Genomic DNA, 22678 nt, shown 5'->3' on the forward strand with positions numbered 1-22678 from the left:
CACGCCATCATTCCTTTTAAAAAGTCTGCTGGGGGAAAGTTATTAAAATGACGTGCCAGTTTATTAAACGGAGCGTCAAACGTTTCAAACTCGGTGCTGAACTTATCAACCTCAAGCTGCATCTTTTCACTGTTATCAACTTTCGTTCTCAATAGCGAAAATCTTATTAATGTCTTGACTGAAGTTTTCAAACTCGACGCTGAAGTTATCATTTCCATTTCTGCGTTTGGTAAACCAAAGGAAGCTCGGCTCAGGAGAAAAAGTTGAACATATTCAGCTGAAAGTTGAACGTTTTCGTTCTGGCCCCTAAAATAACGTTTTTTTCGTTATAGCAGTCTTAAGTTGATGCTCGTAAACACTTTCCGGCGAAGGTTAATGCTTTTGCGGCTGAAGTTAATGATTTCGAAAGCAAAGCTAATGCTTTTGCGCCAAAAGTTGAACACTTTCCGCTCGCGCACTAAAAAAGCAGGCCCAATTCAGGCCTGCTTTTGCTGCTCCAGCTCTTCCATTGCGTGATGCAGCGCGTCGTGATCGAGCTGATCGCCGATGAAGACGAGCGTGTTCGTATACTTTAAATCCGCCGGCTGATAGACCGGCATGCCGTAGGAGTATTGAAACAGAAGCGTTTTCCCTTCCTGAAACCGGAGGTAGCCTTTAATACGGTAGATCGAATCCGGCATGTGACGCAAAAACGACTCAAACTGCTCCTCGTCAATTGGCTTCGAAAACGTATAAACAAACGTTTTGATATGCAGCTGATCAGCTGCGTGCAGCTTGATGTGGTCTCTGGTAACCTTTTTCCGGGCCGCGGTCAGCTCGCTCGGGTCCACTCTCGCAAAGGTCGTCGGAACAATGTTTCCATCCGGATTTAGCCCCCGGATCTCCGCTTCGATTGCTCGTTGCTCGTCAGTCGATACGCTGTCGGTTTTATTTAAAAGCACGAGATCCGCGTGTTTGACCTGCTCTGAAATAAGCTGTCGCATTTGGATATTCAGCGTTTGCCGCTTCTGCCAGGTCACCGCATCGAGCAGCGTGATGACAGATTTTATATTTAATCGGTTCGCAAGCATTGGAGACAGCGACGCGTGCAGAACGTCGACCGGATGAGCGACGCCGGTAGTTTCGATATAAATGGCGTCCAGATCGTGGTCCTGCACCAGTCCGGCCAGCTTAATCTCCAGCTTGTCGGAGAGCGTGCAGCAGACACAGCCGTTTAACAGCTCCTGCAGCGGAGTGTCTTCCGGAACCGAATCCGAGTCAATCGAGACGTTTCCCATTTCGTTCATAACGACACCGATTTTTCTTCCCTGCTCCTTCTCATGCGCAAGCAGCTGCTGGAGGAGCGTCGTTTTTCCTGCTCCTAAAAAGCCGGACAGCACTATGATTTCAACTTGTTTCATCCTGATTCATCCTTTCTGCCATGCTCCCCTACAATAACGTATTTGGTGATAAAACGTAAGGGTTCCGCTTTTCTTTTCACTCGCCACAGTTCGTGCGTGCTTTTTCAGGGGAAAGTGGTAAACTAAGAACACTACGATCGTCGCGCTTGAAAAAGAAGGAGGTTAGCAGCGTGAATAGCTACTGGTTAGCGAAGACATTTCACTCTTCGTACGGGTATGTAAGGTATGGCATATGCGGAGAGGGCCCGCCGCTCGTTCTCGTTCACGGCACACCTTGGTCTTCCTTTAACTGGCGGCATCTTATTCCGGGTTTAAGCGAATGGTTTACGGTCTATTACTATGATTTAGTCGGCTACGGAAAGTCTGAAAAAGCGACCGGCGACGTCTCCCTTGGCATTCAGCACCACGTGCTGGACGAGCTGCTTCAAGAATGGCGGATAAACGAGCCGATCGTTGTCGGCCATGACTTTGGCGGAACGACTGCGCTCCGAACGCACCTGCTTCTGAATGTTTCATACAAAAAACTCGTGCTGATTGACCCTGTCGCGCTCGCTCCGTGGGGGTCATCCTTTTTTTCGCACGTATTCAAGCACGAGGAGGCATTTCGCGGCATTCCCGGTTATATTCACGAGGCGATGGTTGCCGCCTATGTTCAGGATGCAATGTATACGCCGATGCCGTCCGATACGCTGAAAGGGACGATCACTCCCTGGCTGAAAGACATCGGCCAGGCGGCGTTTTACCGGCAAATTGCGCAGGCAGATCAGCGCTATACCGACGAAATTGAACCGTTATATGCATCGATGACGGTGCCGACGCTGATCCTGTGGGGCGCGGAAGATGAGTGGATTCCGATTGGCAGAGGCCGTGAGCTGCGGAGGCGGATTCCGAATGCGTCCTTCCGCTCCATTCCAAACGCAGGTCACCTCGTTCAGGAGGATCAGCCCGCGACCCTGCTTGGCTATTTGACACGCTATCTTGTGGATGACGAGAATGCTATTTAGCTTTACGCACCTGTCTGATCACGATCCAGCCGTCGCGAATGCCCTGCTGAATGAGGGCTGGCTTTCGCTTGCTGGATAAGTCGAGCTTGTGAAAAATACGATTCAGCATGCTCGTAATCGAGTTTGGCGAATAATACAGCGTGCGGGCGATTTCTTTGTTGTTTTTACCGGACAGCACTTCTTGAATAACGATCCGCTCCGAAGCGGACAAGCACTCCGGCAGCAGCTCCGGTTTCATCATGATTTCGCGCTCCTGCAGCTGCGGCTGAACTGCCGGCATGTCTCGTACGAGCTGGATCACCGTGTCCGAAGAACAGTAGTATCCTTTATAGTGAATCGTAAGCCCGACAAGCTTTCGGTGGGAAAAAATATCCTGGTAGGCGGCAACGACATCAAACCAGAGGGCGAGCCGCTTATTTTCTTCATACGTCAGCGTCCTCTCAGTGAAGAGGACGTTATAGTCATGCTCCTTTACATTTGGCAGCGGCGCAATTTTAAACGGCAGCTCCGCATCGGCAAACCAGATCACCGTACTGGCAGGCGTTTCGATTGAATCGTCTTTTTGCAGATGGGCATCAATTTCGGCCATCCACTGTTTATCCACCGTACAATACCATCCCTTTTTGCTGTAGGCTTTCTGTTTAGGCATCGTCCACTCCCACCTTTCCTTCACCTACTCCTTCTCTGTTTAGCAGGCAACACCTTTTGCTTTTGAGAAGATCAGACATTGTAGACCCAAAAGCCGCATCCTTATATTTCATCAATTGATCTGATTTATGAAATACGAAGCAAATTTCATTAGGACAAATGTTGATGTGTGATGGCGTTCCCTCATCTCTCATCTATTGAGATCGCGAAGCCGGTGTCAGGGAAGCCATATTCGGCGCGCCGTGTCATATGTTAGGATGTAAACCAAGCCACCAGAAACGCACCATACTTGATCGATTCAGGAAAGGAAGTGTAGGCAATGTCTGTCCTGCTCGTTTACGCGACGCTCAGTGGTCACACCGAAGAGCTTGCGGAATTGATAAAGGATCGCTTGAAAGAGGCGGATGTTAGCGTGACCGTAAAAGAGGCCTATGAAGCGGAGCCGCACGAATTTGCTTCCTATGACTTGGTTATCATCGGCACGTATACGTTCGGCGATGGAGATATTCCTGATGACGTAATTGATTTTTACGAAGAACTGCAGCAAACTGACCTGACAGGGCAGCTATTCGCTTTGTTTGGCTCGGGAGATACGAGCTACGAGCATTTTGCGGGAGCTGTCGACCGGATGGATGAAGCAGTTCGCGAGCAGCACGGCACGTTAATCGCATCAAAAATGAAGTTCGATTCCGACAACGATATACAGGAAACGGAAGAGCAAGTGGACGCCTTTGTTGCAGAGATTTTAGACGCTCGCGATCAATGGCAGGTTCATGGATAGATCAAACGGCATCCGGGAACAATCGGGGTGCCGTGTTTTTTATTTATTTCGAAATAAGCCCCGCTCCGCACGCTTTCTCATAAAATTCGACAGGTCCTGCTTCTTCGATTCGAATATCTGTAACACCTTGCATATAAAGGTCCTGTAAGCACCGGTGCAACAGGTTGTACCCGATTCCTTTGTTTTTAGCATAATGCGTGACGCCCATCGGACCAAAGCGTGCTGTTTGATGGTCTGCCAAAAAACACGCAAACCCAATCAGACGGTTGTTTCGTTCAGCTACGTACACTGTTGGCGGGGTCATCTGCATACACTCTCTTACCCGCTCGACCCAGCGTTCTCCAAACTCGTCTATGACGTATTCGATGATGCGGCTTTCATCTTGCAATTTTGCTCTTGAAATGGCTCCACCAGCCTCTTTTAGCGCAGGCTGTCTATACGTTCTCAGTGAAACGCTCATATCTCTTGGAGAGCAAACGAGTTTGATGATGCGTTGTAGCTGTTCTTCCGATAAAACATCTTGTATCGCATGTTTCTCGAGCATCAAAGCGGCTTCAACAAGATGCCCTTCATTGATATACACCTGCCGGTACCGATTCGCTATGTCTTCTGCCCTCTTTAGGGCGTAATCGATTGGAACAATCGTAAAGCTTCCGGCTTTTTCCCATAAAGCCAGAATCAGATCCGGCATCGTTTCACGCAACTCCTGAAGCGGGCCGGTTCCTTCGCGAAGGGCACCGATGAGCACATGAAAAACAGAGGCTGTCTGGTCCGCTTCCGTTGCAGCTCGATGCGCTTCCCTCATTACTCGTTCTGCCCGATCCGTAACCAGCATACGCTCACCTCCATTCCATTCGAAACGCTTTGCCAACTTAACCTCTTTCATTCCCCCGCTTAAAATTACCAGTAGCTTTTGCCATCAGAAGCTGCCGTTCTTTTTCGTCAGTGGCATTTGCTGCCCGCGCTAAAAACTTCTGCGCCTGCTTTCCCTTCAGCGTCGTAACCTGTCTTCCCTCGTAGTCAATGAACACTGTCTCCTGCTTCGACACGCGGTAGCGAAAGGGCTCGTGACCGAGCTGATTTCGTTTATCGATACTCATCGTTTCTCCTCCAAGCACACGTTAAAAGGAATTTATTTACTATTACTATGGTATCATATGAGTAGTGATTCGGCATGTTCATATACGGGTCATTTGCTAAATGAGCTATTTAGGGAGAGATACTGCATGCATGGAACGGATACACTTGTTGAAATAGACGTTCATTTTTCCTTCAGTTCACTGCTGGATCTATGGTCCATTCAAGTACATACGCATCAGCCGCATACCTTTTTTACACTTGTGTTCACGACGAAAGACGACCATGAAACAGAATTCCAGTCTTCGGCGACATTTGAGAGCGACGAAAACGGATTGATTGATCCTGCTTCGCATCAACCGTTGCAAGGAGACTTCTTTGGTGATGACGCGATGAGTTTTATGTGGGAAATGCAGTGTAAGGTAAAAAAAGAAGCGATGTTTGTGAAGCACCGTCCAGATCCGTTAACGGTCGATGTCGAAGTGTTTGATCAGTCGAAGACGTGCCTGGCTCACCGGTCTGTCACGCGCACTATTCATGCGGATGACATTATTCGGGAGGAGCTTCAGGGTGATATCGTCGGCACGATCTATTATCCAAAGGATGCTTCAGATTTGCCGGGACTCGTGATCGTCGGCGGCTCGGATGCTTCTGTGCATGAAGCTGCCGCAGCGTTGCTGGCATCGCAAGGGTTTGCTGTGATGGCACTCGCCTACTTTGGGAAAGCACACCTTCCGAAAGGAATCGAACGTATCCCGCTCGAATATGTCGAATCCGCTTTTAAGCACCTGCAAAACAGGAGTTTTGTCGATCCACATCAGCTCGGGATTATCGGCCATTCCAGAGGGGCGGAGCTGGCGCTGCTATATGCGAGTCAGTATCCGAGCGTCAAGGCGGTCATCGCAGCAGCACCGAGCGCGATTATTTTTTCAGGCGTGCTGCATTTTCAGCCTATTGCAAAACCAGCCTGGACGTACCAGGGAGAAGCGTTTCCCTACTTTCGAGCCATCCGTACGTTCGGAGATACGCTTTCCTTTTTCTATCACTGGATCACGAGGAAACCTTATTCAGGACTCACTCCCATCTATCGTAATTTAACAGATGAACAGAAGATCAACGCCCACCTGATCCCTGTCGAAAACATACAAGCGCCAATTTTATTCTTTGCAGGAACAGACGATCACGTGCAGCCGGCAGCTTTTTTCACCAAACGAATGGAATCAACACTAGACGACCATCATGAGTACAAACACCAGTATGTCTATCATGAAGGAGCCGGGCATTTTTCTGCTTTCCCAAGCAGTTTGCCGAATCTGCCCCAGTCTATTGGCGATACGAATTATCATATGACCATGCAATTCGGCGGTACACGCGCCGCCAATGGATCTGCCGCTCAGAATTCATGGGAAAAAACAGTCGCCTTTTTGACCGATACCTTCCAGGCAGACAGATAAAAGGCCCGCTTCTCACGCGCAGTCGAGTCTATTGGGCGTCACCACTGTTTAAAAAAGACACTGAACAGGGGAATTCCCCTGTTCAGTGTCTTTTGATTTATAAAGCGCCGTGCGTTTCCAGCTGCTTTTGCTTCGCCCGCGTGTATCCTCCGTCGGTAAAAGTCATCGTACCATTTTCAAGCCAGTAGACCCCCTCTGCCAGTCGATCAATCAGGTAGCGGTCGTGAGAAACGAGCACGATTGTACCTGCGTAGGTGGACAGCGCCTCTTCTAATACTTCCTGCGACGCTAAGTCAAGGTGATTCGTTGGTTCATCAAGAATCAGCAGGTTCACGTTTTGATGAATAAATTGTGCTAAACGAAGCCTGACCCGTTCTCCTCCACTCAACTGACTCACTTTTTTCCAGACGCTGTTACCATAAAATAAAAACGTGGCAAGCAGTCGTCTCGCTTCTCCTTCATCCACATGCACGTGATCCCGGAACGTTTCCAAAACGGTCCGCTTCTCATCTGTAAATAGGTGCTGAGACACGTAGCCAACGTCAACCTGGCTTCCAAGTTGAATCCTGCCTTCATCTGGCTTGATCTCTTCAAGTAAAAGACGAAGTAACGTCGTTTTCCCGGAACCGTTCCTGCCTACGATCGCAATCCGATCCTGATAATAAATCGTAAAAGATAAGGAATGAAACAGTGCCTTGTCGCCAACTTGCTTCCTCACATTTTCTGCGACGATTGCATCTGTCCCACTTCTATGTTTCACATCCATCTGCACGTTCATCTGCCTGCGATGCATGGTTGGCCGTTTTACTTTTTCCATTCGATTCAAGGCTTTCTCCATGCTTCCCGCGCGTCGATGCATGCTGTCATTTGGCGGATTTGCCTGGTTCGCCCAAATTCGCAGCTGTTTGATGGTTTCCTTCATTTTCTTAATCTTTTTCTGTTGTTCCTGGTAGTTCTTGAACTCAGCAAGAAGCCGCTCCTCTTTCAGCTTTTCATATCTCTCAAAGCCTGCTTCATACGTCACTGCTTCTCCGTCCTCTAGCTCAATCACACGCTCTGCTGTATCCGACAGAAATTGGCGATCATGTGAAATAAACAGCACCGTCGCATCGACGCTGCGAACGTATTCCGTCAGCCACTCCATGGCATGAATGTCCAAATGATTGGTTGGTTCATCCAGCAGTAAAACAGCTGGCTTTTGCAGAAGCACCTTTCCGAGAGCCAGCTTTGTTTTTTCGCCTCCACTCATGCTGGAGAAAGGCTGTTCCAGCAGGTGTGTAATGCCGAGACCCTTTGCCACTCTGCGAATGTTCGTGTCTCTTTCATATCCCCCAGCTTGAGAAAAAGCTTCCTGGCAGTCTGTATACCGCTCTGCCAGCTGCATTAGTTTCTGTTCATTTGATTCATGTTGAAGCCTGTTTTCAAGCTCCTGCAACGTTGCTTCCAGATCATTGGCAGACTCAAACGCTTCGTCCAACACCTGCTTTCCAATCCGGATTCCTTCATCGGGAAGCTGTTCGATCGTTCCAATTGTCGTTCCCTTCTTCCAATGGATCGCTCCGCTGTCAGGCACATCGTGTCCGTTCAACAGGCGAAACAAGGTTGATTTGCCTGATCCATTGATGCCAACGATCGCAACGCATTCCTTCTCCTGAACCTCGAAGCTTATCGCATTTAAGATTTGTTCTCCGCCGATATTTTTACTTAACGCATTCACATGCAATGTCATGATTGTTCCTCCTTTGGTTCTCTACCAAAGGCAAAAAAAGAGTGCGCTCGCAGCAGGACAGCTGCAAACACACTCTTATCCGTACATAACGCTATGCACGATGATAGAGATGATTCCGCTGTTCTTTCTGATTATGCTGATTAAAAATGGACAGACTGGTCCCCTTGATCGCATAACCGGAAAAAATAGCTCGGACAAGATGCAGGTGTGCCATCCGTCCAGCCAGTGCCGCTAAAACCACTGCAGCGTTATTCATCTCCATCACCTCCGTTTCGTTTCATTACCATAAGTTTACTGTTATAAAGGAATGACGTCAAGATCATAGGTATTGCTATTTTTCTGCTCACCAGCTGACTGAACTGTTCAACATACTAAGAACCATCTAGCGGACAATCAGTCTATATTTATAGAGAGAGACATGTGAATGAACTCATATATAGAGTCATTGGTTTGCTGCTGACTGACACCTGTTTTGCTAAATCCGGCTCGCTCATATACGGTGATTGCCCTTTTATTAAAAGCAGCTACTGCGAGTGTAATGCGCTCTACATGGTAATGGGAGCGCAGGAAGTCGATCATTTTTTCCATAAACTGCAGTCCGATACCTCGACCTGTCCAGGAAGGCTTCAACCCCATTCCCACTTCGGCAATACGGTCTTTCGGAGTTACTTCAATAAATCCAACAAGCTCTGCCTCATACATGACTGCATGCACATGAGTGCCTCTAGCTGCAGGATCAAGAAAGTGTGTTAAGTCCTCTTGATCTGACGTCATATCATAAAAACTATAGCTGCCTTCATATTTCCACGAATAAGCAATCTCTTCAGCCTGCTTTTGCGATAATAGCGTAATGGTCCAGGACACGTTTAACACCATCCTGTTCTATTTATACTTAGCTATCATGATTAATCTTTCATTTGTGCTCGAATAGCAGATGGAATCATCACGACCTCTGTCGTAAGATCTGCCGGCGGATAGGACTTGTCTACGCACTCTTCCCAATAGGCAAGGTGCTGCTTATCGATCCAATGATCCGAGTCTTCCACTTCTGCACCATGATCTCCTTGAATCGAGAACCAATATAAATACTCATAACCGTCCCGGTGATCACGAAAAATCGATTCAACGTACATGTTTTCCTGATCAAGCGTCAGGAGCACATCCGCCATATGTTCGCTTAGAAACGCCATCCATTCATCCACTTTTTCTGATTTTCCAGGCTTTACTCGAAATCGACTAAGCTCGGTTTTCATCATTGCCTCCTCCTGCAGAATGCTGTTGTATGGTAACCAGATAAACTTATTCCTGGCCTAACGTGAATCCATCGAAGTGTCTTCTACCGTGCGCTGCTACCTGTTCATTTACAAAGCGTATTAAACGCTCCTTCTCATCATGGAGATAAAAAATCATCTAACGCTTGGATTGCTTGAGTTGCAATTGCTTCATCATTACCTCTTTTTCTCTCTTAGCAACTTTAACCATCGATGATTCGGCTGATACGTTTGCAGCGCCGTTTGCAGCCTAAGAGTTGACTGGTCGCTCATATGGTTCAGCAGGTGGCAAAAATCTTGTTCATCTTTGATGCCGGGATGTTTTGATTTATACAGCAGCGTGATTTCCGGTCGCAGATAAGGGATACTATGTTGGTAAACGGAGCCGATCGAGTTGATTGGAAAGCGCACTCGTTCGTCCCGTCGAAACAGCCAATCTTCGTCACGGCTTTCGTTTAATAAACATTCCACTTGTATGTCTTCTGTTCTGTGGAACGCATGCAGCTCATGAATCGGCAATTCCACACGTTCCCCTTCCCAACCCAAAAGCTTTCCGTTAGCTGCTTTTGAGAAGTCGAATTGGCTTAAATGTTTCTTTAAGCGAAGCTGATCGTCCCGAAACACCGCGATTTCAGCGTCTTGATGAACCCTTGTTTCACGCCCAATTGCTAAATCAACTGCCCACCCTCCGGCGATATACCACGGTCTAGTAAAACCGCTCATGAACTTAGTAATGGTGTAACACTGTTCAAACAACATCGTAGCTCCCTTCTGCAACCTGCTATTTCACTTATCAGCGGAGCCTTCCTAGTCTTGATTTAGCTTTTCCTCCAGCTCCGTCACTTTTTTCTCCAGTTTGATGACTTTTCCGTTTAAAGTGACAGCAAGTCCTATCGCACCTGAGGCTAATGCGAATGCTATGATGCTCATGGTTTCCATAGTGAATCCACCTTTCCGTATGTATAGTAAAAGGAATTTATTTACTGTTTCTATGATATCATAAGCACAGACGATGTGTTTTAGGAGGTTTGTGCGATGACGTGTTTAGGCTGCCGGCTGGCGCTGCAGGAAGAACGTGCTTTTGTTGTGTACGAAACTAAATGGGTGACGTGTATCCTTGATAGTCTTCCTTTTAATCCGGGGCATGTGCTAATTTTACCGAAGCGGCATGCGCTCGACGTGGACGATCTCGATCAACCGACTGCTCACGCGGTGATGGAGGCTTCACGGGTTATGTCCAGGGCGATGAAAGCTGCTTATCAGCCGGATGGCATCTCGATTGTCCAAAACGGCGGAATGTTTAACGACTTGGATCACTATCATATGCACGTTGTGCCGCGGTATGAGGAACAGGATTTCGCTGACTTTCACCGTGCCTTTCCAGAAACTGAACCGGTATCTAATGAGGAGCTGAAAGAGGCGCAAACTCGTCTCATTCAAGCGTTGAAGATGGAGGAACCATCATGACAACCTTTTATGTTGCTTCCAGTTTCTCAAATAAAGACGCGGTTCGCTATGTCAGCAGTCAGCTGCAAGCCTGCGGCTGGAGACATACGTATGATTGGACGAAAAATGAGCGGGCTGCAACGTTTGCAGAACTGAAGGAAATTGGTACGTTCGAAAAAGAGGCCGTAGCAGCTGCAGATGTTTTCATTATGCTCCTGCCTGCAGGAAAAGGCAGCCATATCGAAATGGGGATGGCGCTTGGTATGGGAAAGCATGTGTATCTTTTTTCCGAGACCGATGCAGTGAACGACTTTGAAACGACCAGTACTTTCTATCATCTGTCAGACGTACAGCAAGTAATTGGCTCGTTAGATGAACTGATTGCACGAATTCAAACGGAGAACTAGCGTTCTTTTGTACGGAGCCACTTTCAGGTTGTGTCCGCTTTTAACTTAGCCTTCAAATCCTGATGGGCCTCTTTTAGCCACGGATGAATGACTTTTAGCGTGTGTCGCTTACTCCACATGAAATCAAGATAGGCAAAAGCAGCGTGACTGAGAGAATGTTCAAGCTGTAAAGTCAGTTCATCTAGATAAGGGGGCTTCCCCTTTTGATCCCATTCCAGTTTATCCGCGACAAACAGAATCTCATCCAAGATCGAAGCTTCTTTTTTCAACGTTGTATGGCATTCAACAGCATTTAAAATAGCCGCCTCTTTCACGTGAAAAAGCTCTGATCCCATAACGTTGGAAAGTCGTTGATGAATAACCATCGGAAACTGCTTTTCTTCTTCATATATAGGCAGGTGAAGCTCCTTGGCGACAGCAATTTTGTCCTTGTTAGGAATAACAGCACTGCAATCGTGCAAAAGAGCTGCTGTCTTTGCCTGAACAGGATCCGCATGGAATTGGTAAGCCAGTGACTCAGCTGCTTTTGCGACCTGAAGAGAATGGTCTGCAGTAGCATGACAATCGTGCTGATGCAAAAAGGACACGATGTCGTTTTCCAAGTCTCCAGAAAGTTCAGTAGACTCTCTCAGCGATTCGATATACGATGTCATGGAGCTCTCTCCCAACTGATTTATTGATTTTTTTAAAAGGAATGTGATTTTCAACATACTGTAGAAATGCTTGTAAATCCTCATCAGTAAACGTGTGATTAGCGTCATAAAAACTTGCATCTAAAAGCTTATGGTAGACCTCAGGTAAGAAACGTTTTCCTGCTTGAACGGCCTCTTGTTTCGTAATCAAGCTGCGGTCAATCATGAAGACCCAAAAGCGAATAATTGTCAAAATGCAGTAATCTGGTTGTTCAAACATAGTTGTTAAGCACATCTGATATTCTTGTTGCACTATTTTGAGAAACTCTTCGTCGCTGATATCTGGGAAAATTCTCGCTATAGGCGGCCCGTCTATACTAATTCCCTGAACATGCAGAAGCTTTATATGAGAAGTAAGGTCTGAATCTTCCTTGGGCATGGCTTGTGTCAATGTAAGGGTTGCGTTCATTTCATAAGAGAATCTCCAATGTTCACTGTAATGAAATTCAAACGGTCCTGAAGAGTGCCAGTTTCGTAATTTATCAAGGCAAACCACATGCAGTTCGATCGGATACGGATTTAATGATATCGCTAACAAAATGCTAGCAGCCATTTTCTTTTCATTAAAAATTAAGGGTCTGTTAACGACTATTATAACGTCGACATCACTTCTGTTCGGTACAAAGCTTGATGTGGCAAGGGAGCCGTGAAGATATATCCCCACATATGACGAGCCAAACAATGACAATAGTTCATTTCTTAATGTCTGTATCTGACAATAGGCGTGCTGATTTGCAGTTAGGCCATTAGTGAAGCTACTCATCTTAATCACTCTTTCCACTACCTGAATCCGTTTTACAGATATATTCAAGACGAAAGTGCCTATCAGTTCAAATACTGCAGTCGATAAATGTAGACTCCCCAATATTTGAAAAAATCAGTAAGTTCAACATGTATGATTATCAATCCACGATTACTTATATTCCACTATTTCGTATTCATCTACTTTTAAGTCTTCCTCGCTTATGAGAAGAAGCCACTCGTTATCCTCGTAAATCATTTCATAAGGCTCCACTAAAAATACAGTGTCCAGCTCAATTTTAACGCTGAATACTGCACGATTTTCTGATCTCTCTATCATTTCAAGGATCTCAAAGTCATGAGTAGGATCGTACATGACTACCTCAATATAATTAGAGCGAGCTTCCTCTGGAGAAGAAAACCTTTCGTTTTTCACATTTTCTGCATAGTCATCAATGTTACGATCTACGAAAAGCTGCAATGTCTCCTCTAACTTATTCTCCGCGGCTTCAATATCATTACCGTCATTTCCCGTATACAATACAAATGCGAAAAGACTTAGAATAAGCAAAGCAGGCACGACGATTCGTTTCAAATGAATTCACCCCTATAAGAAATAAACAGTATAGTTTAATATTACCAAATAAAACTTTGAGTTTATTTACATTTAAGCAGTTATCCTATATTCGAATCGAACGACCTAGCTTTACTAGTATCTAACAAAAACATAATTGACTCATCAAAATGAAAGGCACAATTAATATTTGGCATAGGCTGTTCCATTTTGCAGGATCACTCCACCCGTTTATCTTCAAGATCAGATTGATGTGTGGCATCCGTATAATGCATTCTTTGCATTTCAAACTCCTCTGTCTCGACATTTTCTGAGAATACAATATAATATTCTCGTTCCTGCTCCGTTTCGATTAAGTTCCAGACTGGTGATTCGTCTTCCGTACCGACTAAAACAGTATATTCAGGTGCTTCTTCTTCAAAAATTTCCCTTATATCAATGTACCAGCTTCTGTCTCCGTCTTCATCTTCTGTCCACCATTTATTATATACCTCTGCGTTAATGGCGTTATAGTCTCGATACTCAGGCTCACTTGAGCAGGCACTCATTAGAGCAAATAAAACAAACAGCACAACGAATTTCATTAAACACACTCCTTTTTAGATCAAAGATCTCTCATTAATCATCGAAAAAGATTTTAGGGACCCAGAGATCAAATAAATAATATGTTATTTACTTGAGCATAATAATTATATCATAGGGCTTATCATTTGGTGTTTATTCCCTTTTACCTACTATCACTTACACGGTAAACATCTTTCAGATGAGATATCTTCATCAACGCATGGGATTTTGCATCATAGCGGTCCAGACTTATATTTCTTTTATTTAACAAAGCTGTAGCTACCTCACATTAGTTATGGATCGTTTCTATGTTTGCACCGGCTTGTTTTTGAGGTATATACGTTAATAATCATCTTTTGACCTATTTTTGGAGGCGTTTTATGGTGAAGAAGGTTCTTTTTATTGCCGGCGGTCTGGTCGGTGCGTTTTTGCTGTATCTCTGGATCGGCGGGGTGCTCATGCTGCAGCTGACGGTACCGGAGGAAACAGGCCAACCTGATACGGATCGTTTTGTTAGTGAATCAGGCTCTCACGATCGGGTGGCGCTGATTCACGACCGGATTGAATCGAAGCAGACCCGCACGTCACTGAAGGAGCAAGCGGAAGACACGCTCGATGTGACGATGTTTAAAATAACGGATGGCACAGTGGACATGATCTTTTATACATCTTTATTAGAAGCTGCAGATCGTGGCGTTCAGGTACGCGTGCTATTAGACGGCATGTTTCATAACCTGCGCGGTGAAAAAGGCGCTATTGCCGAGGCGTTTACACACCATGACAACATGGAACTGCGCTTTTTTGAACCGGTTAATGTGTTGAAGCCGTGGGCGCTCAATAACCGCATGCATGATAAATTGCTGATTGCCGACGATACGTTTGGCATGATCAGCGGCAGAAATATCGGCGACAGGTATTTTGCACGGGAAGGCTTCGAAGGGGCAACGGATGACCGCGATGCTGTCGTGTTTAATCCAGAGGGCGCCGAGTATCAAGAGAGCGGCGTGATGCAAATGCAGCGGTATTTTGATGAGGTGTGGACGAGTGATTATGTCGAGGATGCCGCAGATGGTTTATCAGACAGTCAGCTGGATGATGCGGAAGAAATGCTGGAAGTGCTCCGCGCAGAGCATACGTCACTGCAGCACGAAGAGGCTGATCTTTACGGCCATACGTATGATTGGGAAGAACTCACATCTCCTGTTAACCAAGTGACGTTTATTCATAACCCGCTTGGCAGAATGAATAAGGAGCCTTGGGTGTGGAAGGACCTGACTGCGCTGATGGAGGAAGCCGAGTCGTCTGTGCTGATGCAAAGTCCGTTTATCGTGCCGACGAATCCAATGCTTGATGCATTGAATCGGGAAGCGCTGCCAGAGGAAGTCCGGGTTGTAACCAATTCTCTCGCGGCTTCTCCCAATCTGCCAACTTACTCCCGCTTTGCTGCTCACCGGGAGGACTTAGCCGGTTCTGAAGCTGATTTATTGGAGTATCAGGCAGAAGGACACTCGATTCACGGAAAATCGTACGTGTTCGACGACCGTTTATCCGCAATCGGCTCCTTTAACCTTGATCCGAGAAGCGTGTATTTGAGTACTGAGAGCATGCTTGTTATCGACAGCGAGGATGTGAATCATGAGCTGCGCACCGAGCTCGAGCAGCTGATGAACGAGCAAAGCTTGCAGGTGACAGAAGACGGAGACTATGCAGAGTCGGACCATGTGGACCGTGCGGAGACGCCGATTACTGCTGAAATCGGAAAACGACTGCTCAGACCGATCACCGCTCCATTTGAGCACTTGTTTTAATCGCTGCTCATTCCAAGCGGTGGTCTGCACGAGCCCAGCTTCAATTCATGCTTCACCCGAATGATCGGATTTTTGCTATACACTGTCTTCATCATACGCTCGATGTCCTTCTGTTCAGAGGCATCGGGCGTTTCATTTGCCAAAAGCTGCTGCAGCCATTGCTTTATTTCAACAGGATAAACATTCCCGGCGATGGACGAAAGCCGGTTATAGCCGAAGCGGATCTTCTCAGCAAGACCTTCCTCTCCGCCTGCATAAAACGAAAATTCGCGATCGAATCCGTTTTGCACGGCTTGTATTTTTTCAGGTCCGCCGAGATCCTTGATGCCGATCACATTCTCATTTTGCGCAAGTGTGATTGCGCTCTCAGATGATAAATCAAACCCGGTTCTGCCTGGATTGTTATAGAGAATGACTGGTTTTTGACAGCGCTCGATCAGCCGTTTCGCATAGGCTACGGCTTCATCCTGAGAAGGTCGTATGTACGGCGGAAACCCGATCATTACGCCAGACAGATTCGTTTCGGAAGCCTTTGCGGCCAGCTTCTCTGCATCCTTCAGCCGGACTGCTGCGATGCCAAACAAAACCTCCATCTGATGAATCGCTGATTCGCTGATGGATTCCATCATTTCCAACCGTTCACCCACACTTAAGCTGTGCTGCTCGCCCGTAGAACCGCTGATCAGCACTGAGCGGACTCCTTTTTTCTGAAGGGATTTAATGTGCGCATTTGTCGCCTCCATGTTTACATCCTCTTTTTGATCAAAAACAGTCGGTACAGCAACGTGCATTGTTTCGTATAGCATAGAACCTCTCCTTTTTCATCGGCTATATCCATAGCAGTAAATTCCAGAGTCCCATTCCAATCAAAAACAAGCTCCCGACTCCTGATAGTACTCGAATTAATGAATACAGCTTTCCTTTTGCTGCGACTGCGGTCAGCCATCCCAGCAGCGTAAGCCATCCAATTTGCATGGTGATATGAACGAAGCCGATGAATGCATAGTGAAGAGACAGCTCCCAACCTGTATAGGGGCTTAGCGACGGAATGATCGTAATATATAAAAGCAGTGGTTTGACGTTCAGCAGATTCAGTAAAAAGACGCGTCGAAAGGTAATCGACTGCCTGTTTTGCTGCCCTCCAGAAACGAATAGCGCTCTCAGCAAGATGATGCCGATGTAGATCAGCATCATCGACCCGACAATTCGAACCGCGCTCATCAGCTCCGGCAGCTGCAGGAGCAGTGCCGAGACACCGAAAGCAGCAAGCAAGGCATGAATGGCAATTCCTGCAACGGTACCACTGATAACAGTCCTTACTCCTTTCAAGCCGGCTTGTTCGACCGCTGCGAGCGTGAGCACATAGCTCGCTCCGGGTGAAACAACAAATGGAAGCAGAACGGCGATAGATGTGTACATGCAGCAGCTCTCCTTCCTGAGGTGTACCGTTCAATTGTTTTGAAGCTAGTTGTCTACTTCTTTCAAAAAGGAATGGATCGCTTCATTCACTTGCTCCGGCTGATCCAGGTTCATCAAATGATGGGAATCATCTAGTTCCAAACGTGTTGCACCCGCAAGACGTGTGAAAAGCGTGTTCTGCTGATTTTTTGTGACGAGATCCTGTTTCCCGTGCATGAGGAGCACTGGACAGCTGACCTTTTCCAGTTTCCCGGTCCGTTCCGTTTCAGAAAGTCCGTGCCATGTTTGCGACCAGGTCGTCTTTGGCATCGAGCGGACGGTTTGTTCAATATAGGGCTGATTATTCCGGTTAAACCGCGCCAGCAATTTCGCCTGTGTTTTCGCAACAGGAAGGCGCGGCACGAATCGTCTCGTCCAATGCGTAAGCGGTGCAAACAGCTTGCGAAAACCACTTGTAGAAAGTGAATGGTAGCTGTTCATAAGAATGAGAGAAGCTGCCCGGTGAGGCGATGTGACAGCAGCCTCCAGACTGATCGCTGCTCCCATCGACAGTCCGCACATATGCGCTTTTTCTATGTGAAGATGGTCGAGCAGGCGGATGAGATCTGCCGCTGCTTCATGATGCTGAAATGTCCCCGGGGGTGTAACGGAGCGTCCGTGACCGCGGACATCCCAGCTGATGATCAGAAAATCCTTTGCAAGTGCCTTTACTTGCGGGGTCCATTGATGATGATCAAGCGTAGCCCCGTGTGTCAGGACAAGCGGTGGTCCATGACCCGTCGTTTCATAATAAATGACTGCATAACCTGACCGAAAAACAGGCATTGTTTTCCACCCTCTCCCATTTGCAAAAAGTTGAACGTAAAAGCTGAAATCGATAAAGGAAATAGGACGTTAGAAGGCGAATAGGTGTAGATATCAATTTGAGGTGGTGCTCATATGCTGGATTTAGTCATTTTACAAGTATTCGTTCTGCCGCTTGCGAGCATTGGGATCGGAATTGCATTATATGTGGTAACCGGCAGAAAGCTGGCTGCTCCAGCAGCTTCGTTTGTCGTTGTTATCGGTTATGAACTTGCTTATCACCAGATTTTCTCGAGGGACCTTCCCTTCTATCCAACAGCTTCAGCAGTCATTCTCCCTTTTTTATCGTTTGCTATTGCAGTCGGAATGGAGTTCATCGTGGCGTCACGGGTGGAATAAATCAACCTTGATCCCCTGACTGAAACCGCAAATAAATATATATCCGAATGCCGTCAAACGTGCAGATCATCTGTGACATATCCTCGAAGCTACTTTTTGCCTTCTATATCTCTCACATAAAATCCTGCTGGGAAATTGGGGTTCTCTCTGAGTCTTGGGGAAGCAAAGCTGATTGCACCGTTCGGGACCCCGTCTTTCCTTTCGATGCTGTCAGATGTCGGCAGCGTCATACTAAATCGTACATACGATGCAGCTTCAAGCAGAACGAGCGTGAACCCACGCTGAAAAGCTGCCAAGACGATTTCCAACCACGTACCGCCTTCCGTTGAGCCGATCTCCGCTAACGAACATATCCAGCAGCCCACTTCCTTTTCACTTCAGGGAACTCAAAACAGCTGATCCTTCAGGAAATCCCACTGCATACATGTTCAAATAAATCGCTCTGCTTCAAATGCCTCCATCAACGCTTCCTTCGATAACCCTCCGTACACGATCGTTCGCTTTCTCATACTGGTACTGCCTTCTCACACGTACATATAAACATCGACGCGTCCTGTTTCATAAAAATACCTTCCCCTTCGTAAAACGTTTCGAACGTGATGGCTGTAAATCCTGCTTTCTGCAAAAGCAGCTCCAGCTTTTTTTGGTCAAATCCGCTGTGCAAAGCCGGATGATGAACGCGTGCGTTTTCGTTAAAATCGACAATGATCAGCCTGCCTGTTTCATGTAAGACATGAGCGATCGCCTGCAGGATCCGCTCCGTATCGGGAATATGAAGCAGTACGAGAGATAGGAGCACGATATCGGCGCTTACGCTCGGTTCTGTTTTGACGAAATCGGCGTGAAGCACGGTCGCGTTCGAAAGCTCTCGTTCCACGATTTTCGCTTGTGCGAGCTTCAGCATTTGTTCAGAAGCGTCTGCGATCGTAAGCTCTTGCACGAGGTCGGTAAACTCAAGGCTTACGAGCCCCGTGCCTCCCCCGTAATCGAGCAGCGCTTTGTCGGTGCTGTCGGAAAGTTCCAGCTTCACCCGCTCTGCAATAACCGAAGCCAGCTGCTTTCGCTCCTTCGTATCGTATTGTCTGGCAAGCTTCTCAAACACGTTTTTCTCCATGCTGTGCCATCTCCTCCCCGTTAATACGCCCGCTTCATACGCAGGTACGTCATTCCGTACACGCCTGCCCCGATGGTACAAATAATGTAAAGCGTAAAAAACGAAACATGATTCATATAGCCGAACATCGCCAGTCCGAGCAGCGCAAGCGGGATCGCTATGGCGCCATAAATAAAGGTCGCTTCGGCGGCTGAGCGGCGAATCGTGATCACCCGCTCATCCTTGTCTTTTATTTTCTGCTTAGTCGATTTTGTTTTTTCATCATATGGAATGCTTAGTCCTGTGAGTAATACGAGAAATCCCAGCAATGTGAATCCAAGTGGCACAAGATCCATGCGTTCAAATGACACTCCGATTATCTCTGCCCCTCTATTTGCCGTCACTGCGGCCAGCAGTAGTAAACCGATACCTGTCAACGATATGGCGATCCAGATTTTATGCGTCATGTTCATCCCCCTCATAAATAAAAATGTCCTCAATACGTCTGTCAAAATAAGTCGCTAACTTAAAGGCCAGCGTGATCGATGGATTATAGCGTCCATTTTCAATCGACCCGATCGTTTGCCGAGTCACTTCCATCGCCAGTGCCAATTCGTCCTGCTTGATCCCTTTCTCTCTGCGAATTTCCGCTAACCGGTTTTTCATAACCCCTCCTTCTTACGGAAAGTAAACTTTCCACTACCTTATCATAGGTAATATCTGGATGCAAAGCGAACTTTCCATTTTGTGTGCTAGCGAATATGACTAGATGATTATCTTTGCGTAAATATTGGCTAAGAAAACACTATTTTTTGATATTCATACTTCCTATTTTTATGAATAGAAGTAAGTTGTTGTAATCGGAGGAAATCAGCTATAAGATAAAGCTACTAAACCGCGCTGGAGGGATGTTCGTGAGAGGGTTTGTATATAAACAATACGATGCGACAGGTCTTGCTGCGCTGATACGCGCTAAAGAAGTGACGGAGAAGGAGGTGTTGCTGGAGGCGATTACGCGTATTGAAGGGATGAATCCTGCGCTTAATGCGGTGATTGATAAGGCTTACGAGGCGGTGATCGAACAAGTGGATCGCACTCCTTCAGAAGGCCCTTTTGCGGGTGTGCCGATGCTGGTTAAAAATATCAATCAGGAATGGAAGGGCGCCCTCGCTTCGGAAGGCTCACGCGTTCTCCACCATCACCGGGCTCCTCAGGATTCGACGTATACGTCTCTTGTAAAGCAGTCCGGTATGAATGTGATCGGCGTAACAAATGTGCCTGAATTTGCACTGATGGGCATTACCGAGCCGGTCCAGTACGGCGCGACAAGAAATCCGTGGAACGTGAACGTCACTCCAGGCGGCTCCAGCGGCGGATCGGCTGCCGCAGTTGCTTCCGGAATGGTTCCAATCGCCGGTGCGAACGACGGCGGCGGTTCGATTCGCATTCCTGCTGCCTACTGCGGGCTGTTCGGATTAAAGCCGACGCGCGGAAGGACGCCGATGGGACCGATTCGAGGACGTGCCTGGCAAGGTGCGTCCGGTGATCATATCCTTTCAAAAACGGTGCGGGACAGTGCGGCCATGTTAGACATATTAGCGGACAAAGAGACGACTGGCGCGTTTCGAGCACCCCCGAAGCCTGAGTCGTTTACAGCGAGTCTGGACAAACCGCTATCGAAATCATTCACAATCGCCTACTCGATCGATTCCCCAATCGGTACAGCAGTAGACGAGGAGTGTCAAAAAGCAGTACTGCAGACCGTTCGCTGGCTCGAGGCACAGGGACATCAGGTGGAAGAAAAAGCAGCTCCAGTCGACGGACTCGCCATCGCCAAAAGCTACATGACGCTCTATTACGGGGAAGTCGCTGCACGATTGACAGAAATTGGATCGATGATCGGCAGAAAAGTGACGATGAGCGATGTGGAAACGACCACGTGGCTCCTTGGCATGCTGGGAAGAGCTATTACCGCAGAGGAATTTGTTCTCCAAATGCGTATCTGGGATGAGGCTGCGATGCAAATGGAGGCATTTCACAAGACGTATGATCTGTACATCACGCCGGCAACGGCTATGCTTCCGGCTGACATTGGCGCTTTCCAGCTGACGAAAACCGAAGAGCTGCAGGTGCAGCTTGTTTCCAAACTGAATGTCGGGAAGCTCCTGCTAAAAACAGATATGCTCGACCAGATGATTACCGAAAGCCTCGAGCGAATTCCGTTTACGCAGCTGGCAAACCTGACTGGCCAGCCGGCGATGAGCGTTCCATTGCATCAAACAGGTGACGGTCTCCCGGTCGGGGTGCAGATAATGGGTGCGAGAGGCCAGGAGGATCTGCTGATTCAGCTCGCTTCTGCACTTGAACAGTCAGAGCTGTGGGTCGACGTCCATACCAATCCATTCATGAAGCTCTAGGCAAGCGTAAAGACCCCGAAAGCACGCCGTGTTTTCGAGGGTCTTTCTGTTAATCGGCGAGTTTGTTCACGTTGTCCCGCCAGTTTTGAACCGGCTGCCAGTTGAGCAGCCGCTTCGCTTTTTTGTTATCCAGAAGCGGTGCGTAGCCAGAAATGTCCTGACGGATGTCTGTTACGTTCGGGAAGCAGGTTTTCATCAGCTCCTGGCTTTCGATATCCATGCTGCTCTCATCTGCTCCAATGTTCAGCGCAACTGAGCCGAGGCCTTCTGCTTCAACTGCAAGCCGGTAAGCAGAAGCCGCATCGCGGGTATCGATGTAGCTCCAGAGAATTGGTTTACGTATTTCCGGTTCGTGAATGAAGCTCGGGAAGTTTTTGTACATCTCCGGCGTAATCACGTTTCCGAGCCGGAACGAGACGATCTGCATGCCAGTGCGGCGGTGCATCATATCGGCCGTCTGCTCATTGACAATTTTGGAAAATCCGTAGCTGTCGTCCGGAAGCTGCGGATGTTCTTCGTCGATCGGCACGTACTGCGGCTCCAGCCCCTGTCTTGAAAAACAGATGCCGTAGGACGATTCACTCGACGAAAGCACCGCTTTTTGTATGCCGAGATGAGCAGCCGCTTCGAGAATGTTATACGTCGACATCGTATTGTTTTCAAACGTCACTTCATTTGGGTGTGAATACGCCACCGGGATCGCGGCGAGATGAACGACAGCATCGGCACCGGCCAAGACGCCGTAAACTTCACCGAGGTTTGTTAAATCGGTGATCACCGTCTTACACCGTGCTTCCTTCGGGTGCTTCACGTCTGCATTCACGACCTCATATCCGTGATCGATAAACTCCTGAATCACATCTCTGCCGAGCAGTCCGCTTCCGCCTGTCACTACTACCTTTGCCATGTACAGCCCTCCTGGTTTCTTCAGCGGCATAACGCCGCTTTTC

General features: G+C 47.5%; 30 protein-coding genes. 8 read left to right on the forward strand and 22 right to left on the reverse strand.

The features are described from left to right. Positions 1-476 precede the first annotated feature (476 nt). Positions 477-1400 carry a CobW family GTP-binding protein gene (locus ACFO4L_RS11165; protein ID WP_377909753.1) on the reverse strand — a complete coding sequence of 308 codons (924 nt, stop codon included), beginning with the start codon at positions 1398-1400 and terminating at the stop codon, positions 477-479. A 170-nt stretch (positions 1401-1570) separates the two neighbouring features. On the opposite strand from ACFO4L_RS11165, the gene ACFO4L_RS11170 reads away from it, so the two are divergent. Next, the gene (locus ACFO4L_RS11170; RefSeq protein ID WP_377909754.1) at positions 1571-2404 is read left to right on the forward strand and encodes an alpha/beta fold hydrolase; all 834 of its coding nucleotides are present in this window, start codon (positions 1571-1573) and stop codon (positions 2402-2404) included. On the opposite strand, the gene ACFO4L_RS11175 is transcribed toward ACFO4L_RS11170, so the two are convergent. Continuing rightward, positions 2397-3053, reverse strand: a complete 657-nt coding sequence (locus tag ACFO4L_RS11175) for a response regulator transcription factor (RefSeq protein ID WP_377909755.1) — start codon at positions 3051-3053, stop codon at positions 2397-2399. The genes ACFO4L_RS11170 and ACFO4L_RS11175 overlap by 8 nt on opposite strands. 318 nt (positions 3054-3371) lie before the next feature. Between ACFO4L_RS11175 and ACFO4L_RS11180 the strand changes: the two genes are divergently transcribed. Beyond that, on the forward strand, positions 3372-3833 hold the full coding sequence (locus ACFO4L_RS11180; protein ID WP_377909756.1) for a flavodoxin: 462 nt from the start codon (positions 3372-3374) through the stop codon (positions 3831-3833). 43 nt (positions 3834-3876) lie between these two features. Here ACFO4L_RS11180 and ACFO4L_RS11185 read toward each other — a convergent pair whose 3' ends face one another. Together ACFO4L_RS11185 and ACFO4L_RS11190 are read right to left on the reverse strand one after the other, a co-directional pair. Next, positions 3877-4668, reverse strand: coding sequence for a GNAT family N-acetyltransferase (locus tag ACFO4L_RS11185; protein ID WP_377909757.1), 792 nt, complete (start codon positions 4666-4668; stop codon positions 3877-3879). Between the two features lie 37 nt (positions 4669-4705). Next, entirely contained in the window at positions 4706-4933 is a 228-nt protein-coding gene (locus ACFO4L_RS11190) for a hypothetical protein (protein WP_377909758.1), read from the reverse strand. 126 nt (positions 4934-5059) lie between these two features. Here ACFO4L_RS11190 and ACFO4L_RS11195 point away from each other — a divergent pair, with 126 nt between their 5' ends. Then, positions 5060-6364 carry an acyl-CoA thioester hydrolase/BAAT C-terminal domain-containing protein gene (locus ACFO4L_RS11195; RefSeq protein ID WP_377909759.1) on the forward strand — a complete coding sequence of 435 codons (1305 nt, stop codon included), beginning with the start codon at positions 5060-5062 and terminating at the stop codon, positions 6362-6364. 97 nt (positions 6365-6461) lie between these two features. On the opposite strand, the gene abc-f is transcribed toward ACFO4L_RS11195, so the two are convergent. The 6 genes from abc-f to ACFO4L_RS11225 all read right to left on the reverse strand — a co-directional run bounded on the left by abc-f (position 6462) and on the right by ACFO4L_RS11225 (position 10303). Beyond that, on the reverse strand, positions 6462-8093 hold the full coding sequence (gene abc-f / locus ACFO4L_RS11200; RefSeq protein WP_377909760.1) for a ribosomal protection-like ABC-F family protein: 1632 nt from the start codon (positions 8091-8093) through the stop codon (positions 6462-6464). A gap of 91 nt (positions 8094-8184) precedes the next feature. After that, positions 8185-8349: an RAxF-45 family protein gene (locus ACFO4L_RS11205; protein WP_377909761.1), complete on the reverse strand. Its 165-nt coding sequence runs from the start codon at positions 8347-8349 to the stop codon at positions 8185-8187. 137 nt (positions 8350-8486) lie between these two features. Then, entirely contained in the window at positions 8487-8957 is a 471-nt protein-coding gene (locus ACFO4L_RS11210; protein ID WP_377909762.1) for a GNAT family N-acetyltransferase, read from the reverse strand. Between the two features lie 41 nt (positions 8958-8998). Then, entirely contained in the window at positions 8999-9346 is a 348-nt protein-coding gene (locus tag ACFO4L_RS11215; protein WP_377909763.1) for a DUF6176 family protein, read from the reverse strand. A 195-nt stretch (positions 9347-9541) separates the two neighbouring features. After that, a complete protein-coding gene (locus ACFO4L_RS11220; RefSeq protein WP_377909764.1) occupies positions 9542-10123 on the reverse strand; it encodes a nucleotidyltransferase domain-containing protein in 582 nt (193 codons plus the stop codon). Between the two features lie 48 nt (positions 10124-10171). After that, positions 10172-10303, reverse strand: a complete 132-nt coding sequence (locus tag ACFO4L_RS11225) for a hypothetical protein (protein WP_377909765.1) — start codon at positions 10301-10303, stop codon at positions 10172-10174. Positions 10304-10399: 96 nt separating this feature from the next. On the opposite strand from ACFO4L_RS11225, the gene ACFO4L_RS11230 reads away from it, so the two are divergent. Both ACFO4L_RS11230 and ACFO4L_RS11235 read left to right on the forward strand, forming a co-directional pair. Beyond that, positions 10400-10831, forward strand: coding sequence for an HIT family protein (locus ACFO4L_RS11230; protein ID WP_377909766.1), 432 nt, complete (start codon positions 10400-10402; stop codon positions 10829-10831). Further along, entirely contained in the window at positions 10828-11217 is a 390-nt protein-coding gene (locus ACFO4L_RS11235; RefSeq protein ID WP_377909767.1) for a group-specific protein, read from the forward strand. The genes ACFO4L_RS11230 and ACFO4L_RS11235 overlap by 4 nt, the downstream gene beginning before the upstream one ends. Before the next feature lie 23 nt (positions 11218-11240). Here the strand turns inward: ACFO4L_RS11235 and yqeK are convergent, their stop codons facing one another. From yqeK to ACFO4L_RS11255, 4 genes are all read right to left on the reverse strand, one after another. Further along, positions 11241-11870: a bis(5'-nucleosyl)-tetraphosphatase (symmetrical) YqeK gene (gene yqeK, locus ACFO4L_RS11240; protein WP_377909768.1), complete on the reverse strand. Its 630-nt coding sequence runs from the start codon at positions 11868-11870 to the stop codon at positions 11241-11243. Further along, a complete protein-coding gene (locus tag ACFO4L_RS11245; RefSeq protein WP_377909769.1) occupies positions 11833-12672 on the reverse strand; it encodes an aminoglycoside adenylyltransferase domain-containing protein in 840 nt (279 codons plus the stop codon). The genes yqeK and ACFO4L_RS11245 overlap by 38 nt, the downstream gene beginning before the upstream one ends. A gap of 150 nt (positions 12673-12822) precedes the next feature. Further along, positions 12823-13245, reverse strand: a complete 423-nt coding sequence (locus ACFO4L_RS11250) for a hypothetical protein (protein WP_377909770.1) — start codon at positions 13243-13245, stop codon at positions 12823-12825. Positions 13246-13442: 197 nt separating this feature from the next. After that, positions 13443-13808 (reverse strand): hypothetical protein, encoded by a 366-nt coding sequence (locus ACFO4L_RS11255; RefSeq protein ID WP_377909771.1) that lies wholly within the window; start codon positions 13806-13808, stop codon positions 13443-13445. A gap of 363 nt (positions 13809-14171) precedes the next feature. On the opposite strand from ACFO4L_RS11255, the gene ACFO4L_RS11260 reads away from it, so the two are divergent. After that, positions 14172-15596, forward strand: a complete 1425-nt coding sequence (locus ACFO4L_RS11260) for a phospholipase D-like domain-containing protein (protein WP_377909772.1) — start codon at positions 14172-14174, stop codon at positions 15594-15596. Here ACFO4L_RS11260 and ACFO4L_RS11265 read toward each other — a convergent pair. From ACFO4L_RS11265 to ACFO4L_RS11275, 3 genes are read right to left on the reverse strand one after another with little or no spacing between them, the layout of a single operon-like run. Next, complete coding sequence (locus ACFO4L_RS11265) at positions 15593-16402, reverse strand: dihydrodipicolinate synthase family protein (protein WP_377909773.1); 810 nt, start codon at positions 16400-16402, stop codon at positions 15593-15595. The genes ACFO4L_RS11260 and ACFO4L_RS11265 overlap by 4 nt on opposite strands. A gap of 22 nt (positions 16403-16424) precedes the next feature. Next, entirely contained in the window at positions 16425-17015 is a 591-nt protein-coding gene (locus tag ACFO4L_RS11270; RefSeq protein WP_377909774.1) for a LysE family translocator, read from the reverse strand. A gap of 45 nt (positions 17016-17060) precedes the next feature. Next, on the reverse strand, positions 17061-17840 hold the full coding sequence (locus ACFO4L_RS11275) for an alpha/beta fold hydrolase (RefSeq protein WP_377909775.1): 780 nt from the start codon (positions 17838-17840) through the stop codon (positions 17061-17063). Positions 17841-17954: 114 nt separating this feature from the next. Here ACFO4L_RS11275 and ACFO4L_RS11280 point away from each other — a divergent pair, with 114 nt between their 5' ends. Beyond that, positions 17955-18218: a hypothetical protein gene (locus ACFO4L_RS11280; protein WP_377909776.1), complete on the forward strand. Its 264-nt coding sequence runs from the start codon at positions 17955-17957 to the stop codon at positions 18216-18218. 89 nt (positions 18219-18307) lie between these two features. Here the strand turns inward: ACFO4L_RS11280 and ACFO4L_RS11285 are convergent, their stop codons facing one another. From ACFO4L_RS11285 to ACFO4L_RS11300, 4 genes are all read right to left on the reverse strand, one after another. After that, positions 18308-18526 carry a hypothetical protein gene (locus ACFO4L_RS11285; RefSeq protein WP_377909777.1) on the reverse strand — a complete coding sequence of 73 codons (219 nt, stop codon included), beginning with the start codon at positions 18524-18526 and terminating at the stop codon, positions 18308-18310. Between the two features lie 197 nt (positions 18527-18723). Next, a complete protein-coding gene (locus ACFO4L_RS11290; protein WP_377909778.1) occupies positions 18724-19332 on the reverse strand; it encodes a class I SAM-dependent methyltransferase in 609 nt (202 codons plus the stop codon). Positions 19333-19352: 20 nt separating this feature from the next. Next, a complete protein-coding gene (locus ACFO4L_RS11295; RefSeq protein WP_377909779.1) occupies positions 19353-19778 on the reverse strand; it encodes a hypothetical protein in 426 nt (141 codons plus the stop codon). Continuing rightward, positions 19768-19977: a helix-turn-helix transcriptional regulator gene (locus ACFO4L_RS11300; protein WP_377909780.1), complete on the reverse strand. Its 210-nt coding sequence runs from the start codon at positions 19975-19977 to the stop codon at positions 19768-19770. Before ACFO4L_RS11300 ends, ACFO4L_RS11295 begins: the two co-directional genes overlap by 11 nt. A 248-nt stretch (positions 19978-20225) precedes the next feature. Here ACFO4L_RS11300 and ACFO4L_RS11305 point away from each other — a divergent pair, with 248 nt between their 5' ends. Then, on the forward strand, positions 20226-21728 hold the full coding sequence (locus tag ACFO4L_RS11305) for an amidase family protein (protein WP_377909781.1): 1503 nt from the start codon (positions 20226-20228) through the stop codon (positions 21726-21728). 49 nt (positions 21729-21777) lie between these two features. Here ACFO4L_RS11305 and ACFO4L_RS11310 read toward each other — a convergent pair whose 3' ends face one another. Continuing rightward, positions 21778-22635, reverse strand: coding sequence for an NAD-dependent epimerase/dehydratase family protein (locus ACFO4L_RS11310; protein ID WP_377909782.1), 858 nt, complete (start codon positions 22633-22635; stop codon positions 21778-21780). Positions 22636-22678 lie beyond the last annotated feature (43 nt).

Source organism: Bacillus daqingensis (genome assembly GCF_042654445.1).
GTDB classification, from domain to species: domain Bacteria; phylum Bacillota; class Bacilli; order Bacillales; family Salisediminibacteriaceae; genus Alkalicoccus; species Alkalicoccus luteus.